Annotated in this window: 19 protein-coding genes; 13 read left to right on the top strand and 6 right to left on the bottom strand. The window is 66.8% G+C overall.

Annotation, left to right across the window (positions count from 1 at the left end):
- Positions 1-35 precede the first annotated feature (35 nt).
- From ACHMXA_RS23135 to hemP, 12 genes are all read left to right on the top strand, one after another.
- Positions 36-683 (top strand): PepSY-associated TM helix domain-containing protein, encoded by a 648-nt coding sequence (locus tag ACHMXA_RS23135; protein ID WP_395316439.1) that lies wholly within the window; start codon positions 36-38, stop codon positions 681-683.
- 75 nt (positions 684-758) lie between these two features.
- Complete coding sequence (locus ACHMXA_RS23140) at positions 759-1,259, top strand: DUF2271 domain-containing protein (RefSeq protein WP_218088394.1); 501 nt, start codon at positions 759-761, stop codon at positions 1,257-1,259.
- Positions 1,260-1,303: 44 nt separating this feature from the next.
- Positions 1,304-2,113, top strand: coding sequence for a DUF4198 domain-containing protein (locus ACHMXA_RS23145; protein WP_395316440.1), 810 nt, complete (start codon positions 1,304-1,306; stop codon positions 2,111-2,113).
- A gap of 25 nt (positions 2,114-2,138) precedes the next feature.
- On the top strand, positions 2,139-3,146 hold the full coding sequence (locus ACHMXA_RS23150) for an FAD:protein FMN transferase (protein WP_395316441.1): 1,008 nt from the start codon (positions 2,139-2,141) through the stop codon (positions 3,144-3,146).
- Entirely contained in the window at positions 3,143-4,513 is a 1,371-nt protein-coding gene (locus ACHMXA_RS23155) for a sulfite reductase subunit alpha (protein ID WP_395316442.1), read from the top strand. The genes ACHMXA_RS23150 and ACHMXA_RS23155 overlap by 4 nt, the downstream gene beginning before the upstream one ends.
- Before the next feature lie 237 nt (positions 4,514-4,750).
- On the top strand, positions 4,751-7,144 hold the full coding sequence (locus ACHMXA_RS23160; protein WP_395316443.1) for a catecholate siderophore receptor Fiu: 2,394 nt from the start codon (positions 4,751-4,753) through the stop codon (positions 7,142-7,144).
- Positions 7,145-7,246: 102 nt separating this feature from the next.
- Positions 7,247-7,927, top strand: a complete 681-nt coding sequence (locus tag ACHMXA_RS23165; protein WP_395316444.1) for a Fe2+-dependent dioxygenase — start codon at positions 7,247-7,249, stop codon at positions 7,925-7,927.
- 116 nt (positions 7,928-8,043) lie between these two features.
- The gene (locus ACHMXA_RS23170) at positions 8,044-8,316 is read left to right on the top strand and encodes a bacterioferritin-associated ferredoxin (RefSeq protein ID WP_176667000.1); all 273 of its coding nucleotides are present in this window, start codon (positions 8,044-8,046) and stop codon (positions 8,314-8,316) included.
- A 116-nt stretch (positions 8,317-8,432) separates the two neighbouring features.
- Entirely contained in the window at positions 8,433-9,125 is a 693-nt protein-coding gene (locus ACHMXA_RS23175) for an energy transducer TonB (RefSeq protein ID WP_395316445.1), read from the top strand.
- A gap of 18 nt (positions 9,126-9,143) precedes the next feature.
- Positions 9,144-9,860, top strand: a complete 717-nt coding sequence (locus ACHMXA_RS23180; RefSeq protein ID WP_176667003.1) for a MotA/TolQ/ExbB proton channel family protein — start codon at positions 9,144-9,146, stop codon at positions 9,858-9,860.
- 5 nt (positions 9,861-9,865) lie between these two features.
- On the top strand, positions 9,866-10,279 hold the full coding sequence (locus ACHMXA_RS23185; protein WP_176667004.1) for a biopolymer transporter ExbD: 414 nt from the start codon (positions 9,866-9,868) through the stop codon (positions 10,277-10,279).
- A gap of 99 nt (positions 10,280-10,378) precedes the next feature.
- Positions 10,379-10,591, top strand: coding sequence for a hemin uptake protein HemP (gene hemP, locus ACHMXA_RS23190; protein WP_019655899.1), 213 nt, complete (start codon positions 10,379-10,381; stop codon positions 10,589-10,591).
- A gap of 184 nt (positions 10,592-10,775) precedes the next feature.
- Here hemP and ACHMXA_RS23195 read toward each other — a convergent pair whose 3' ends face one another.
- A complete protein-coding gene (locus tag ACHMXA_RS23195; RefSeq protein ID WP_007830736.1) occupies positions 10,776-11,183 on the bottom strand; it encodes a heme-binding protein in 408 nt (135 codons plus the stop codon).
- 178 nt (positions 11,184-11,361) lie between these two features.
- Between ACHMXA_RS23195 and ACHMXA_RS23200 the strand changes: the two genes are divergently transcribed.
- Positions 11,362-12,063 (top strand): Bax inhibitor-1/YccA family protein, encoded by a 702-nt coding sequence (locus tag ACHMXA_RS23200; protein ID WP_395316446.1) that lies wholly within the window; start codon positions 11,362-11,364, stop codon positions 12,061-12,063.
- Between the two features lie 49 nt (positions 12,064-12,112).
- On the opposite strand, the gene rlmD is transcribed toward ACHMXA_RS23200, so the two are convergent.
- The 5 genes from rlmD to surE are packed head-to-tail and all read right to left on the bottom strand — an operon-like array spanning position 12,113 to position 17,109.
- On the bottom strand, positions 12,113-13,558 hold the full coding sequence (rlmD, locus tag ACHMXA_RS23205) for a 23S rRNA (uracil(1939)-C(5))-methyltransferase RlmD (protein ID WP_395316447.1): 1,446 nt from the start codon (positions 13,556-13,558) through the stop codon (positions 12,113-12,115).
- Between the two features lie 31 nt (positions 13,559-13,589).
- Positions 13,590-14,645: a sigma-70 family RNA polymerase sigma factor gene (locus tag ACHMXA_RS23210; RefSeq protein ID WP_395316448.1), complete on the bottom strand. Its 1,056-nt coding sequence runs from the start codon at positions 14,643-14,645 to the stop codon at positions 13,590-13,592.
- 4 nt (positions 14,646-14,649) lie between these two features.
- A complete protein-coding gene (locus ACHMXA_RS23215; RefSeq protein WP_395316449.1) occupies positions 14,650-15,564 on the bottom strand; it encodes a peptidoglycan DD-metalloendopeptidase family protein in 915 nt (304 codons plus the stop codon).
- Positions 15,565-15,575: 11 nt separating this feature from the next.
- Positions 15,576-16,349 carry a protein-L-isoaspartate(D-aspartate) O-methyltransferase gene (locus ACHMXA_RS23220; RefSeq protein WP_176667009.1) on the bottom strand — a complete coding sequence of 258 codons (774 nt, stop codon included), beginning with the start codon at positions 16,347-16,349 and terminating at the stop codon, positions 15,576-15,578.
- Position 16,350: 1 nt separating this feature from the next.
- Positions 16,351-17,109 (bottom strand): 5'/3'-nucleotidase SurE, encoded by a 759-nt coding sequence (gene surE, locus ACHMXA_RS23225; RefSeq protein ID WP_395316450.1) that lies wholly within the window; start codon positions 17,107-17,109, stop codon positions 16,351-16,353.
- Positions 17,110-17,138: the final 29 nt, after the last annotated feature.

The raw sequence follows: 17,138 nt of genomic DNA on the forward strand, positions 1-17,138 counted from the left end.
CATTCTCATTCGCACGGATAAAATCCGCGCCTTCTATGACTGCCGCCGCCCGCCCCGACAACCGCCGCCGTGCCTACTGGCTCAAGACCCTGCACGAATGGCACTGGGTGAGTTCGGCGATCTGCCTCATCGGCATGATCCTGTTCAGCGTCACGGGCTTCACCCTCAATCACGCCAGCCAGATCGAGGCCAGGCCGGTCGTCACCAGGCTGGCCGGCACGATCGACGAGACCATGCGCGCGCAGCTCGAGAAGCAGTTGCCCGCCGCCAAGGCTCTCAAGGGCAAGGCCCCTCTTCCCCCCGAACTCCAGTCCTGGGTGCAGAAGCACTGGGGCATCAGCACCGCCGGCCGCGAGGCCGAGTGGTCCGACGACGAGATCTACCTGTCGCTGCCGCGTCCCGGCGGCGACGCCTGGCTGCGCCTGAGCCTGGCCGACGGCGAGATCGAATACGAGCGCACCGACCGCGGCTGGCTCTCCTACCTCAACGACCTCCACAAGGGCCGCAACACGGGCGCCGCGTGGAGCTGGTTCATCGACATCTTCGCGGGCGCCGCCCTGGTCTTCTCGATCACGGGCCTCTTCATTCTCAAGATGCATGCGGGCAACCGGCCTTTCACATGGCCGATGGTCGGCATAGGGCTGGTCGTGCCGGTGCTGCTCGCGCTGCTGTTCATTCACTGAATTCGTTCATCAATTCATCCAGATCCAGGAAAGAGGTTTCCCGTGCACGTTCGCTACTCACTCGCGCCGCTGGCCATGTCGGCGCTGTTCGCGGCTCCGGCCTTCGCGTCGGGGCTGGCCGTCAACATCGAGATTCCCCGGCTGAACGTCTCCGAGTACCACCGCCCCTACGTGGCGACCTGGATCGAGCGCGCCGACAACACCGTCGCCGGCACGCTGGCCGTCTGGTACGACGTGCGCACCAAGACCAACAACCCCGAGGGCGAAGGCACGAAGTGGCTGAAGGACATGCGCCAGTGGTGGCGCCGCGGCGGCCGCGAACTCTCGGTGCCGGTCGACGGCGTGACGGGCGCGACCAGGCCCGCCGGCAAGCACCAGCTGAGCTTCACGGAAGGCACGGCGCCGATGCCCAAGCTCGCCCCTGGCGCCTACAAGCTGGTAGTAGAGGCCGCGCGCGAAGTCGGAGGCCGCGAGGTCGTGAGCATCCCCTTCCAGTGGCCACCGACGGCGGCAGCGCAGCCGACCGCGACGGGCAAGGAAGAGCTCGGCGAGATCAGGCTCGAACTCAAGCCCTGAACAAGTCTCCCGCACCGCAGCCCGCCCATCAGAAAGGACCCGCCATGACCCGCTTCAACCTGCGCCTCGCTTCCCTCGCAATTGCCCTGTCGACCGCCGCGTCGCTCGCCCAGGCGCACAACGCCTGGCTGCTGCCCTCCTCCACCGTGTTCTCCAAGGCCGACACCGTGACGGTCGACGCCGCCGTGTCCAACGACCTGTTCGTCGCCAACCACGCGCCGCTGCGCCTGGACGGCCTGCAGATCACCGCGCCCGACGGCAGCACCGTCAAGCCCGAGACCGAGGCCAAGCTCAAGCTGCGCAACGTGTTCGACGTGAGCGTGGCGCAGCCCGGCACCTACCGCATCGCCGTGATCAACGCCGGCGCCTTCGCGAGCTGGAAGGACAAGGCCACGGGCCAGACCAGGCGCGCGCGCGGCACTGCGGAGACCATCGGCAAGGAGATTCCGGCCGACGCGCAGGACGTGACGGTCACGCAGTCGTCCGGCCGCATCGAGACCTTCGTGACGGTCGGCAAGCCCTCCGCGCTCAAGCCTGTCGGCCAGGGCCTGGAGCTGATTGCCACCGGCAGCCCGACCGATCTGGTCAAGGGCGAGAAGGCCACCTTCACGCTGAACCTCGACGGCCAGCCCGCCAAGGGGCTCGAAGTGACGGTGACGGCGGGCAACACGCAGTACCGCGACAAGCTCGAGGAAATCAAGCTCAAAACCGACGACAAGGGCCAGTTCAGCGTGACCTGGCCGGCCGCGGGCATGTACTGGCTCGACGCCAGCACCAAGGACAACAAGACCACGGTGCCGCAGGCCAAGGAACGTCGCCTGAGCTACGCGGCCACCCTCGAAGTGATGCCCTGAGGCCGCGGTAGAGCGGACCACCTCCTTGGGCCTTTCGTTCAGCACCTGGCGCGCTGGCGGCTACGCCAACGCGGCCGTCCCCCGCCCTGCCGATCCTGCGACGCTGCAGCAGCTGGGCGGCCAGACCATGGGCACCACCTGGTCGCTGCGCTTCGACAACCCGCGGATGCTGCCGCTGGCGGAAGTGCGCCTGGCCGTCGAATCGGCGCTCGACCGCGTGATCGCACAGATGAGCCACTGGGAGCCTGAGTCGGACATCAGCCGGATCAACCGCGCCGAACCCGGGTCGCGCCACATCCTGCCGGCGGAGCTCGCCACCGTGATGCGATGCGCGTTCCGGTGGGCGACGGCCAGCGGCGGTGCGATCGATCCGACCGTCGGCCCGCTGGTCGCCTGCTGGGGCTTCGGTCCTGAAGCCGGCGCCGAAAACACCCTGCCCGCCGCGGATGCCCTGGCCGAGGCTCGAAAGCGTGTCGGCTGGTCGCGGCTGGCTTTCGATGACGCCGATGGCTCGCTGCTGCAGCCCGGGGGCGTCGCGCTCGATCTCTCGGGCATTGCCAAGGGCTTCGCGGTCGATCACGGCATCGAGGCCTTGCGCGCACTGGGCATCACGGATGCGCTTCTCGAAATCGGCGGCGAGCTGCGAGGCATCGGCAAGCGGCCTGGCGGGCAACCCTGGCAGGTGCTCGTCGACGACGATCCGGCCGGGGCCAGGCGCGTGGCGCTGGCCGACATGGCCATCGCCACCTCGGGCGACCGATGGCACCAGCGCTCGCACGAGGGGCGCCGCTGGTCGCACACCATCGATCCCCGGACGGGCGAGCCGGTCGCGCATGCTCTCGCCAGCGTCACCGTGCTGCACGCCGAATGCATGCAGGCCGACGCGCTCGCCACCGTGCTGACTGTGCTGGGCCCAGATGAAGGATTCGACTTCGCGTTGCAGCACGGCGTTGCCGCGCTGTTCGTGAGCCAAGGCGTTCCTTCGCCCGCCGCAAAGGCCACGCCCGCTTGGCCCGCGCCGGCCGGCACATGAACGACTTCGGCTGGCGCGCCCTGGGCGCGGGCTCCACCCTTGCTGCGTACGCGGCGCTCTGCGCGTCGATCTACCTGCGCGAGCACAGGCGAAAAGCCGCGGCCGCGCGCGATGCCGCAGCGCTTTCAGGTGACAGCGGCGAGCCCCCGGTGCTCGTGCTGTTCGCCAGCCAGACCGGCCAGGCCGAAGCCATCGCGTGGCAGACCGCCCGGCAACTGGGCGCCGCGGGCATCCCGGCGCGCGTGATGGAACTGAACGCGCTGGACGCCCCTGCGCTGGCCGCCGCGCGCCGCGCGCTCTTCATCGCCAGCACTTATGGCGAAGGCGATGCACCCGACGGCGCCAGCGTGTTCGTCGAGCGAACGATGACGGCGAATTCGCCACCTGCGCTGCCTTCGCTGGGCTACTCGGTGCTGGCCCTGGGCGACCGGCAGTACGCCAACTTCTGCGGCTTCGGCCGCGCGCTCGACGAGTGGCTGCAGGCCGCGGGCGCCACGCGCGAATTCGATCGCATCGAGGTCGACAACAGCGACCCGGCCGCGCTGGCGGCCTGGCAGGCGCAATGGGGCGCAGTGCCGGAGGGCGGCACCGGCGATGCGGCCCCTGCCAGCTTCGCCCAATGGCGGCTCGTTGTGCGCGAGCGCCTCAATCCGGGCAGCGCGGGCGGGCCGGTCTTCCACCTCGGGCTCGTACCGCAGTCGGGCCCCATGCCGCCCTGGGCCCCGGGCGACCTCGCGCAGGTGGCCGTGGCGAGCGATCCGAAGCGGCCGCGCGACTACTCCATCGCCTCGGTGCATGCCGACGGCGAACTGCAGCTGCTGGTGCGGCAGGAACAGCATCCGGACGGCACGCTCGGTGCCGCATCGGGCCTGCTCACTTCCACGCTGAGCATCGGCGACACGGTGGCCTTGCGCGTGCGGCCGCACCGGGGCTTCCGGCTGGACGGCAACGAGACGCGGCCGCTGATCCTCGTGGGCAACGGAACCGGCATCGCGGGCCTGCGCGCGCATCTTCGGGCGCGCGCGGCCATGGGCAGGCACGACAACTGGCTGGTGTTCGGCGAGCGCCAGGCGGCCCACGACTTCCTCTATCGCGAAGAACTCGAGGCATGGCGGGCCGATGGCGTACTCAAGCGGCTCGACATGGTCTTCTCGCGCGACCAGGCCGAGCGCTTCTACGTCCAGCACCGGCTGCTGCAGTCGGCCGACACTCTGCTGCGCTGGCTGCACGACGGCGCGGCCATCTACGTCTGCGGGAGCCTGCAAGGCATGGCCTCGGGCGTGGACGCGGCATTGCGCCAGATCGCCGGCGAGGCGTTGTTCAGCGAGCTGGCGACGAGCGGCCGCTACCGGCGCGACGTGTACTGAGGCTCGGCAGCCCTGCGAGCTTTCGTTGCACAACAGCAACGCGCCTGCCACGTTCGTTAATTAATTCGACTCAATTGTTAATTTTGATATTGAGAACCAATATCATTCGCAGCGATTTGCGACACCTCGCGAATCGACTCACCCAGCCAGTCCCCCTCGTTTCTCCGACCCAGGAATGCAGGCCGCCCGGACATCGCCAGTCGAGTCCTGCCGCCCGCCCCTTTCGGAGAAAACTTCATGGCCTACATCAAGAGCCGCAAACACACCGTTGCGCGCGCCGTTCCTCACCTCTCGGGCGCTGCCGCCGCCACGCTGCTGGCCATTGCGGCACCCGGCGCCCTGGCCCAATCGGGAGGCGCACTTCCCGAAGTCCGCGTGCAGGACACCGCCACCGCCGACTACAAGACCGACAACTCGTCGAACCCCAAGTTCACGGCCCCGCTGGTGAACACGCCCCAGACCATCCAGGTCATCAAGGAACAGATCATTCGCGACCAGGGCGCGACCACGCTGACCGAGGCGCTGCGCAACACGCCCGGCGTGGGCACCTTCTTCCTCGGGGAGAACGGCAACACCAACACCGGCGACGCCGTCTTCATGCGCGGCTTCGACAGCTCCAGCGCCATCTTCGTCGACGGCATCCGCGACCTGGGCTCGGTCTCGCGCGACATCTTCAACATCGAACAGGTCGAAGTCGTGAAGGGCCCCTCGGGCACCGACGTGGGCCGCACCTCGCCGACCGGCTACATCAACCTCGTCACCAAGAAGCCCAAGCTCGAGGACAGCTTCCTGGGCTCCCTGAGCTTCGGCAGCGCCGACTTCAAGCGCGGCAGCGTCGACTGGAACAAGTCGCTCAGCGGTGCCAACGGCGTCGGCGCGGCCTTCCGCCTGAACGCGGTGAGCGAAGACGGCGGCGTGGCGGGCCGCGACTTCGTCAAGAACAAGCGCTGGGCGATCGCGCCTTCTCTCGCCCTCGGCCTGAACAGCCCGACGCGCATCTTCCTCGACTACCTGCACGTCAAGCAGAACAACATCCCCGATGGCGGCGTGCCCACCATCGGCCTTCCGGGCTACACCACGCCCGACGCCACCGCAATCACCCGCGGCCTGGCCCGCCGCACCTATCTGAACTACGCGCCGCGCGTCGATTCGAGCAACTTCTACGGCACCAGCTCGGACTTCGACAACGTCACGGCCGACATGTTCACCGCGCGCATCGAGCACGACCTCACGCCCGACATCACCATCCGCAACACCACGCGCTACGGCAAGACCTCGCAGGACTACATGCTGACGTCCTTCATGGGCGGCGGCCTGACGTCGACGAACGGCGCCGGCACCCTGCCCGCGGCGAACTCGGGCTTCCTGAACACGGTGATCCCGACGATTCCTGCAAGCTGGACGATCACGCGCAACCTGCCCACCAACAAGGACCAGGAAAACACGATCTTCACCAACCAGACGAGCGTGTCGGCCAAGTTCAACACGGGCAGCATCAGCCACTCGTTCAACGGCGGCCTCGAGTTCATCCGCGAGAAGCAGACCGCCAACAACTTCTACGCACCAGGCTTTGCGAGCGTGGGCACCACGCTGGCCGCTGTCGGCTCGTGGCCCGCCGCCAACCTCTACAACCCGAACCCCTACGTGAGCGGCTACAACCGCATCGCCAACGGCACCGGCTCGGAGGGCAGCACCGACACCATCGGCCTGTACGCCTTCGACACGCTGAAGTTCAACGAGCAATGGCAGCTGACCGCCGGCCTGCGCTACGACCACTACTCGACCACCTACAACGCCACCGCCCTGACGCTGGCGCGCAGCGGCAACGGCCCGCAGACCGCGACCATCACGCCGACCAGCCTGAAGCTGTCGGACAACCTGCTCTCCGGCAAGATCGGCCTGGTCTACAAGCCGACCGAGAACAGCAGCGTCTACGCGGCCTACGGCACCGCGGCGCAACCGCCGGGCGGCGCCAACTTCCAGCTGGCTGCCGGCGGCACCGGCAACAGCACCGGACGCACCGACTTCCTGCCGCAGAAGGCCAAGACCTACGAACTCGGCACCAAGTGGGACGTGATGAACAAGCGCGTGGCCCTGACGGCGGCGCTCTATCGCACGGACGTGAGCAACGAGGTGGTGCAGGACTCGGTCACGCAGCAGTACTTCCAGACCGGCAAGAAGCGCGTGCAGGGCGTGGAACTCGGCGTGTCGGGCGCGCTGACCGACAACTGGGGCGTGAGCTCGGGCTTCACCACCATGAACACCCGCGTGCTGAGCGGCCCCTCGGTGCTGGCGGACGGCTCGACCGCCCTCGCCTACACGCCGAAGAAAGCCTTCACGCTGTGGACCACCTACCAGTTCCCGTTCGGCCTGACGCTCGGCGGCGGCGCGCGCTACAACGGCAAGCTGCAGCGCGGCACCGACGGCGCGGTGGGCACACCGGCTTATGTCGACTCGTACTGGGTGTTCGACGCGATGGCGTCCTATCGCATCAACAAGAACATCGACATCCAGCTGAACGTCTACAACCTGTTCAACAAGGACTACGTGGCGGCCATCAACAAGAGCGGCTACCGCTACACGCCGGGCATCCCCCGATCGGCCAAGATCACCGCGAACTTCGCGTTCTGACGGCCCCCTTGCACGTGCACCGGCCTCGCCCGGTGCGGTGCGGTGCGACACTCGAGCCCCGGCCCGCGCCGGGGCTTTTCTCGATTGCGGAGTTCCCGAAAAATGATGCTGCATGTGCCCGAAGTGCTGAGCCCCGAGCAGGTGCGCGAGATGCGCGCCGCGCTCGACGCCACGCAATGGACCGACGGCCGCCAGACGGTCGGTGCGCAGGGTGCGCAGGTCAAGCGCAACCGCCAGCTGCCGGAGCATTCGCCGGTCGGCAAGGAGCTGGGCGGCATCGTGCTCGCCGCGCTGGCGCGGAATGCGCTCTTCTTCTCGGCGGCGCTTCCGTCGCGCTTCGTACCGCCGCTTTTCAACCGCTATGAAGGGGGCGAGCACTACGGCGTCCACGTCGACGGCGCGGTGCGGGCCGTGCCCGGCAGCGGGCAGCAGCTGCGTACGGACCTGTCGTGCACCCTTTTTCTTTGCGACCCGGAAGACTACGAGGGCGGCGAACTGGAAGTGATCGACACCTACGGCTCGCACGAAGTGAAGCTGCCGGCCGGCGATCTCATTCTTTACCCCGCGAGCAGCCTTCACCGCGTCCAGCCCGTGACAAGGGGGGCGCGGGTCTGCTCGTTCTTCTGGCTGCAGAGCATGGTGCGTAGCGACCAGCAGCGCGGCATGCTTTTCGAGCTGGACCAGAACATCCAGAAGCTGCGCGCGCGCCTGGGCGAATGCGAGGAAACCGTGGCTCTGACGGGGCATTACCACAACCTGCTGCGGCTCTGGTCGGAGGTCTGATTTTTCAGCGGGCCGGGTGTTGCATGAATCAGTAACACATAGTTATTGTGAATGCGATGGATTCTTATTTTATAATCACCCACGTCCAACAGCCAGCCAACTGAGCTTTCACCGCCATGATCGTTTGTGTCTGCCGCCGAGTCTCCGACCGCGAAATCGCACGTCACGTGCGGGCCGGCATGACTTTCGACGAAGTCCAGTTCGAACTTGGCGTGGCCACCCAGTGTGGCCAATGTGAAGGCTGCGCGCGCGATATCGTCGCGCAGTGCAGCGCTTCGCACCCGGTCGCCGCATTGAATTGCGAATCGGGCCCGAGAGCGATCCAGCTTGCCAACTCCATCAAGGAAAGCAAAGCATGGAACTCGTCTCGGCAATCGGCGGCAGCCTGATCCTCGTCGCTGGTTCGGCCTGGTGGATCTTTCGCAAGTAGCGCCAGTGGCGTCTTCGTAGCGGTTTTGCTGCAATCGGGGCACCTTTGGCGGTGCCCGCATTCGAATGGTTGATCGTGTCTGACCGCTTCGCCCCCCCTCCTTCCCTCTTCGGCCTTTCGCGCAATGTCGTCATTGCCGGAGGGGTCGTCCTGTTTCACGCTGCTGCGCTGTGGGCGCTCCAGAGTGGCCTGCTGCGCCGCGCCGCCGAAGTGGTGATCCCCGTGGAGATCATCAGCCAGCTCGTGGAGCCGCCCAAGCCGGCCCCTCCCCCGCCGCCTCCGCCCCCACCGCCGGAAAAGAAGGTGGTCAAGTCGCCGCCTCCTCCGCGGCCGCAGGCGATCAGAGAACCCAAGCCGACCCCGGCGCCCAACGCGCCGACAGGCAGCGTCGAGCCCCCGCCGCCGCCGGCCCCCATTCCGCCGCCCGCTCCCGAACCGCCGCCGGCGCCGCCTCCCGCACCGCCGGCGCCCAAGCTGGTCGAGATCAGCGAAGGCCAGACGCAGTACGTGCGCGAGCCGCGCGTGGTGTTTCCCGCAATGAGCAGGCGCCTGGGCGAATCCGGCGTCGTGGTCGTTGCCGTGTATTTCAACAGCGCGGGCATCCCCAAGCGGGCCGAAATCTTCAAGTCCAGCGGCTACGAGCGGCTCGACCAGGCTGCGCGCGAAGCGCTGATGTCCTCCCAAGTGACGCCGTTCAAGCAACCGGGGGCCAACGAGGCCACGGTCTACATGCTGAAGGCGCCCATCCGGTTCAATCTTTCCCAGTAATTTTTTGGAGTAGTACGCATGGATTCTCAATTCGGCTTGATGAACGTCTGGAATCAGGGCGACTTCGTCACCAAGGCCGTGGCGGTGCTGCTGATCGGCATGTCGCTCGCGTCGTGGATCGTGATCATCGTCAAGGCGCTCGATGTCATCCGCTACAAGCGCCTGGCCAAGCACTCGCAGGACTTCTGGCACAGCGAAGACTTCGCCACCGCCCTGAACAAGCTGGGCAAGGACGACAGCAACCCCTTCCGCGCGCTGGCCCTCGAAGGCCGCGAGGCGGCTGCCCACCACCGCAACACCAAGGCCCACCTGCACGATGCGCTGGACGTGAGCGACTGGATCACGCGCGCGCTGCGCAACGGCATCGACGCCTTCACCGCCCGCCTGCAGACCGGCCTGGCGATCCTGGCTTCGGTCGGCTCCACGGCTCCGTTCATCGGCCTCTTCGGCACCGTGTGGGGCATCTATCACGCCCTCATGAGCATCGGCTCGGCCGGCCAGGCGACCATCGACAAGGTGGCGGGCCCGATCGGCGAGGCGCTGATCATGACGGCGCTCGGCCTGGCCGTCGCCATTCCCGCGGTGCTGGGCTACAACGCGCTGGTGCGCGGCAACAAGTTCGTGCTGACCAAGCTCAACGCCTTCGCCCACGACCTGCACGCCTACTTCGTTACGGGTGCCCGCGTCCAGAGCGGCAGCGGTGACGCCATCGTGGTTCCGCTCAAGAAGGGCTGAGCATCATGGCCTTCGGAACACAAGACGAACCCGATGAGGTGATGAACGAGATCAACATGACGCCGCTGGTCGACGTCATGCTGGTGCTGCTCATCATCTTCATCATCACCGTGCCGGTGATGAAGCACGCGGTCAACATCGACCTTCCGCGCGCCACGAGCGAGCCCGAACAGCCCAAGCCGCAGAACATCCTGTTCAGCGTCACGGCCGACGGCACCTACTACTGGAACGAGCAGAAGATCGACGACAGCGAGCTGCCGGGGCGCCTCGCCGCGGAAGCCGCCAAGGAACCGCAGCCCGAACTGCACATCCGCGGCGACAAGGCCGTTCGCTACGAGCGCGTGGCCAAGGCGATGTCGGAAGCCCGGGAAGCCGGCGTGCGCAAGATCGGCTTCGTCACCGAACCCGACGCGAAGTGACCTGAAGGAAAGTCACAAGGAAAAAAAGTTGATCGCGACGATTGACTTCTACTTGCGAATCATTATCATTCAGTCATCGCTTCGATAAGGGAACTCAAGATGCCAGCCACACCGAATGCCTTTTCTGTTCTGAACCATCCTTCGCTCGACCAATCGGGTGGCGGCCATGCGTCCATCCAGGCAACGCGTCCGGTACCAATGCTCGAAAGCACGGAGCTCCTCAAAGGAAGCAAGACCGTGGGCATCATGCACAACGGCTCCCTCTACCGGCTGCAAGCCACCAAACTCGGCAAGCTGATCCTGACCAAGTAAGTCACCCAGCCCGCCCTTCGCGCAAGTTTCATCGTGGGGCGACTCAAGGAGATTCATCTCCGAAGGGTCGTTTTTTGCTAGCCAACGGTTTTCCGACTAGCCAAGCTTTTTTTCCACGCTGAAGCAGCCTAGACAAAAACGCCGACCTCGAAGTCGGCGTTTTGCATTGCGCGAAAGAAAAGAATCAGAGGCCGAGAGCCGCAATGCCGGCCTTGGCGATCTGCGCGTCTTCGTTCGACTTCACGCCGCTCACGCCGACCGCGCCGATCACGTGGCCGTCCTTGACGATCGGCACGCCGCCTTCGAGCAGGCCCTGGACTTCAGGCGCCGTCAGGAAAGCCGTGCGGCCGCCGTTGATGATGTCTTCATAGACCTTGCTCTCGCGGCGGCCCATGGCAGCCGTATGTGCCTTGGCGGGTGCGATGTGCGAGGAGAGCGCAGCGGCGCCGTCCAAGCGCTGCAGCCACAGCAGGTTGCCGGCGTCGTCCGAGATCGCGATGGTCACTGCCCAGTTGTTCTTGAGGGCTTCGGCCTCGGCTGCTGCGGCAACGGCCTTGACGTCGGCGAGTTCGAGGAAGGATTTGGTCTTCATGATGGATGAGCTCTGCTTGCGTGAAAACCCAAGAGCATAACGGCCATGCCGCAGCCGCTGCGCCAAGGCGGCTTCAGGGCTTGGGAACACCCCGCATACGGTCTTTTCGATACCCCCTCTTGCGGCCCCCTAGAATGCGCCCAACTGCATCCTTGCAGCAACCACAGGAGCTCCGGCCATGAACGACCGCGTTACCACCCTAGACACCTCTTCCGGCTACGGCCAGCCACTGGCTCAAGCCGAACGCCAGCGCGTGCTGCGCAACACCTACTGGCTGCTCGCACTGAGCCTGCTGCCCACCGTGCTGGGCGCATGGGTCGGCGTCAGCACCGGCATCACCCGCTCGCTGACCGGCGGCCTGGGCCTCATCGTCTTCCTCGGCGGCGCCTTCGGCTTCATGTTCGCCATCGAGAAGACCAAGAACTCCGCCGCCGGCGTGCCGGTGCTGCTGGCCTTCACCTTCTTCATGGGCTTGATGCTGTCGCGCCTGATCGCGATGGTGCTCGGTTTCAAGAACGGCTCCGAACTCATCATGACGGCCTTCGGCGGCACCGCCGGCGTGTTCTTCGTGATGGCCTCGCTGGCCACCGTCATCAAGCGCGACCTGTCGGGCATGGGCAAGTTCCTGTTCGTCGGCGCCATGGTGCTGATGGTCGGCGGCATCATCAACGTGTTCGTCGGCTCGACCACCGGCATGCTGGTCATCTCGGTGGCCGCCATCGGCATCTTCTCGGCCTACATGCTCTATGACCTGAAGCAGATCATGGACGGCGGCGAGACCAACTACATCAGCGCCACGCTCGCGCTGTACCTCGACCTGTTCAACGTGTTCCAGAGCCTGCTGGCCCTGCTGGGCATCTTCGGCGGCGAGCGCGACTGAGCGAGCGGACCGACCGCACCAACAAAAAGGGCCCCGAAGGGCCCTTTTTTCATTCCAGTTCGAAAACCGCAATCGACTCGACGTGCGCCGTGTGCGGGAACATGTTGACCACCCCCGCATGGGTGCAGCGATAACCCGCCTGATGCACAAGCAGGCCCGCATCGCGCGCGAGCGTCGACGGGTTGCAGCTGACGTAGACGATGCGCTTCGGCGGCGTCCAGCCGTCGGTGCGCAATTCGGGTTGCTGGTGAAGATCGGCAATGGCCTTGGCCAGCGCGAATGCGCCTTCGCGCGGCGGGTCGACCAGCCATTTGTCGGCGCTGCCGTCGGCCACCAGCATCTCAGGCGTCATCTCGAACAGGTTGCGCGCCACGAAGGTCGCGGGCGACAACTCACGGCGAGCCGAAGTGGCTGGCTGATTCCTCTTGAAGTTGTCGGTCGCACGCGCCACCAGCGTGTCGCTGCCTTCGATGCCCAGCACCTCGCGCGCCCTGCTCGCCAATGGCAAGGTGAAATTGCCAAGGCCGCAGAACCAGTCGATCACGCGCTCGTCGGGCTGCACGTCGAGCAGGCGCAGCGCCTTGCCCACCAGCGCCCGGTTGATGTGCGGGTTGACCTGCGTGAAGTCGGTGGGCTTGAACGGCATCGTGACGCCGAACTCCGGCAGCCGGTACGCCAGCGGCGTGCCGCCCTCTTCCAGCAGCTTCACGGTGTCCGGCCCCTTGGGCTGCAGCCACCATTGCACGCCTTCGTTCCTGGCCGCAAATGCCTTCAGCTGGTCGATGTCGGCGCGCGAGAGCGGTTCCAGGTGCCGCAGCACCAGGGCGATCGTGCCGAGCCGCGTGGAATCGGGCGCGTCGCCGCAGGCCAGTTCGATCTGCGGGCAGGTGTCGCGCGCGTCCATCGAGCCGATCAGCTCGCGCAGCGGCATGAGCATTTCGCTGACCTGCTTCGGCAGCACCGGGCAGACCTGCATGTCGGCCAGGTAGCGGCTCTTGCGCTCGTGAAAGCCGATCAGCACCGTGCCCTTCTTGACCACGTGGCGCACCGAGAGGCGCGCACGGTAGCGGTAATGCCAGGCCGGGCCTTCGAGCGGCCGCAGCAGGTTCTCCGGCTTGACCTTGCCGAGGTGCCAGAGGTTGTCTTCCAGCGCACGCTGCTTCACCGCCACCTGTGCGGCCGCATCGAGGTGCTGCATCTTGCAGCCGCCGCACGCGCCCGTGTGCAGGCCGAAATGGGGGCAGCCCGGGCGCACCCGCTGCGACGATTCGCGGCGGATGGTGGTGACCGTGCCCTGCTCCCAGTTGTTCTTGCGGCGATGGACGTTGAACCGCACTTCCTCGAAAGGCAGCGCGCCTTCGATGAACACGACCATGCCGTCGGCCTTGTGCGCCACGCCCTGCGCGTCGAGGTCGAGGGACTCGACCTTCAGCCATTCTTCACCGGGATACGCGGGGATCGCGGGGACTTTCTTTTCTTCGATGGATTCCGTCATCCCCCGATTGTCTCAGCGTGGCCGGATGCCCCTAGAACAGCGCGTCGCGCCCCACGCCGGAGCGGGCCAACTGGCGCCGCATCTTGGCCAGTGCCTCGTTCTGGATCTGCCGCACGCGCTCCCGCGTGAGCCCCAGGCGCACGCTCAGCACCTCCAGCGTTTCGGGCTCGCGGTCGTGCAGGCCGTAGCGGCCCTCCAGCACTTCGCGCTCGCGTGCGTCGAGGGCATGCACCCACTGGTCGAGCAGGCGCTCCACCTCGCGCGTGTGCGCCACGCCGGTCGGGCTGCCGTGCTCGTCTTCGGACGCCACGGTGTCGGCCAGCGTGAAGCCCTCGTCGCCCCGGGAATCGCCCGCGTCCAGCGAGCGCGGGGCCTCGGAGAGGGCCAGCAGATCGGCCACCGCCTGCACGTCGCGGCCCAGCAGCGCGGCAATGTCTTCCACGCGCACGCCGTCGGGCCGCTGCGCGATGAATTCGGCGTCGCCCTCGAGCGTGCGGCGAGCCTTCAGCACCTGCTGCAGCTCGCGCACCACGTGCACTGGCAGCCGGATGGCGCGCGCCTGCGTCATGACCGCGCGCTCGACGGACTGGCGGATCCACCAGGTCGCATAGGTGGAAAAGCGGAAGCCGCGCTCGGGCTCGAACTTGGTGATCGCGTGCATCAGCCCGAGATTGCCCTCCTCGATGAGGTCGGACAGCGGCACGCCCCGCCCCAGGTAGCCCTTGGCGATGTTGACCACCAGCCGCAGGTTGTGCTCGATCATCGACTGCCGCGCGGCGAAGTCGCCCGCGCGTGCGGCGCATGCGGTCTGGTATTCCTCGGCAGGCGTGAAGAGCTCGGTGCGGCGGACCTGGCGCAGGTAGATGGTCAGCGCATCGGCGCCTTCGCCCCCGACCAGCTCGCCCGCGGCGCCCATGGCGCTGTTCGCGGGCAGCGCAGCGTCTGCCGCTGATGCGTCTACGTCTTCTTCGGGAGCGTGCGCACTCTCGCCGTCAGGCTCCGGATGGCCGTTGCCCGAAGGCATGCTGCCTCTGCCCGCCGACCCGCGCGCAGGCAACAGCGTGCGGCGGGAGCGGGAGGCAGCCATGGCATCACCGGCTGGGCAGGTAGCGCGAGGGATCGACGGGCTTGCCCTGGCGGCGGATCTCGAAATGCAGCTTCACGCGATCGGCATCGCTGTTGCCCATTTCGGCGATCTTCTGGCCCTTCTGAACCGACTGGTCTTCCTTCACGAGCAGCGCCTGGTTGTGCGCATACGCCGTGAGGTAGGTGTTGTTGTGCTTCAGGATGATGAGGTTGCCGTAGCCGCGCAGGCCCGCGCCCGCATAGACCACACGGCCATCGGCGGCAGCCAGCACGGGGTCGCCCGCCTTGCCGCTGATGTCGTAGCCCTTGTTCTTGGCTTCGTCGAAGCCTGCGATCAGCGAACCGCTCGCGGGCCAGATCCATCCGAGGTCTTCGTCACCCGAACCGCCGCTGCCGGGGCTGGCCGGCGAAGCCGTGACCGGCGGCGGCTTGGTCGCCCCGCTGGACGTCGAAGGCACCACCACGGGCTGCGGCGTTACAGGCCTCGTGACGGCACCGTCGGGAGAAGAAGCGCCGGGTGCCGATGCCGCGGGAGCCGCCGCAACGGCAGTTCCCGAGCCGGCGGGCGGAATCACGCGCAGCACCTGGCCGACTTCGATCAGGTCCGGGTTGTCGAGGTTGTTCCAGCGCACGAGGTCCTGCCAGCGCTGGCCGGTCTCGATGCCGATGCGGCGGATGGTGTCGCCGGGGCGCACGGCGTAGTAGCCGGGCTTGCCATAGTTCTCGATTCCGGCAAGCGGCTTGCCGTTGGCGTCGGTGGTGATGGGCGGGCCGCCGGGCACGGTCGCGCCTGGCGCGCGCGTCATGGTGCCGCGGTCTTCGACTGGTGCCGGCCCGCGAGGTGTGGAACAGCCCGCGATCACGAGCACAAAGGCCAACGTGACGCCAGCGAACCAACTCCGATTGCCAAAACCCTGCATTTGTTATTCCTTCAAGCGATTCCGGATTTTAGGGGGACAAAGTGAACGGCCTCAAGAATGAGCCGCTCCAGTCCGCGGGGGGTCTTGTCGATGACGACGAGGGCCTGGCCACCCTTCGCGGAATGGGTCGGCGCGACGATGCGTCCACCCACCGCGAGCTGCTCGATCCATGCCTGCGGCACCGCCTCGCCGCCTGCCGCGGCGATGATGCCGGCATAGGGCGCGCCCTTGGCGTAGCCGATCATCCCGTCGCCCAATATCAGGTGCACGGTCGCGAGCCGGAAGTGCCTCAGATTGGCCCGGGCCCGCTCGTGCAGACCGCGCAGGCGCTCGATGCTGTAGACCTCGGTCGCCACATGATTCAGCACGGCCGCCTGATAGCCACAGCCCGTGCCGATCTCGAGCACCCGGCCCAGCTTGGCCTCGGGCTTTCCCACGAGGGCGGGAGCGCCCATCAGCAGCTCGATCATGCGGGCCACCACGTTGGGCTTGGAAATGGTCTGCCCCAGGCCGATCGGCAGGCTGGTGTCTTCGTAGGCCTGGTTGACCAGGGCGCTGTCGACGAAGCGATGCCGCTCCACGGCGCCCATCGCGCGCAGCACACGGGCATCGGAAATACCCTGCGCCGCCAGCTTCTGCACCATGCGCGCGCGCACGGCGTCGGAGGCCATCGAGGGCGTGGACGCCACCACCGGCTTGACCGGCGCGGCAGGCATGCGCCCGCGCGTGGCGGCCGAGGCGGTGGGTGTCAGGCGAACGGGGAAACCGGGCCGCTGCGTGGCCATGTCAGTTGCCGAGACGGGCCACCGTCTCGCGCCATTGGCCAAGGTTGGCGTGGTCTGTCAGGTCGATCTGCAAGGGCGTCAGCGCGATGTGGCCGGCCGCGGTGGCATGGAAGTCGGTGCCTTCGCCGCTGTCCTTGGCGCCGCCGGCACCGGCGATCCAGTACATGGTCTCGCCGCGCGGGCTGTCCTGCGTGATCACCTTCTCCGCCGCATGGCGCCGGCCGAGCCGGCAGACCTTGACGGGCTTCAGCTCCTCGAAAGGCAAGTTCGGCACGTTCACGTTGAGCAGGAACGCGCCGCCTTCGAGCATACGCTCGCGCTCGATCTGCTGCACAAGCCGCCGCGCCACCTGGGCCGCGGCATCCACATGCGCCCAGCCCTTTTCGATCTGCGAGAAGGCAATCGCCGGAATGCCGAACAGGTAGGCCTCCATTGCCGCGCCCACGGTGCCCGAATAGATAGTGTCGTCACCCATGTTGGCACCATTGTTGATGCCGGAAACCACCAGGTCGGGTCGGTAGTCGAGCAGGCCCTTGAGCGCGATGTGCACGCAGTCGGCCGGCGTGCCGGTCACATAGCGGAAACCGTTGTGCGCCTCGCGCACGTAGAGCGGCGCCGCCAGGGTCAGCGCGTTCGACTTGGCGCTGTTGTTGTGCTCGGGTGCGACCACCTCGACTTCGGCGATGTCCTTGAGTGCGTCGTGCAGAGCGACGATGCCCGGCGCCTGGAAGCCGTCGTCGTTGGAAATAAGTATCTTCATGGTGCTTCTGGATGCACCGGATTGTAGGC

Source organism: Variovorax sp. UC74_104, assembly GCF_044055375.1.
Taxonomy (GTDB): domain Bacteria; phylum Pseudomonadota; class Gammaproteobacteria; order Burkholderiales; family Burkholderiaceae_C; genus Variovorax.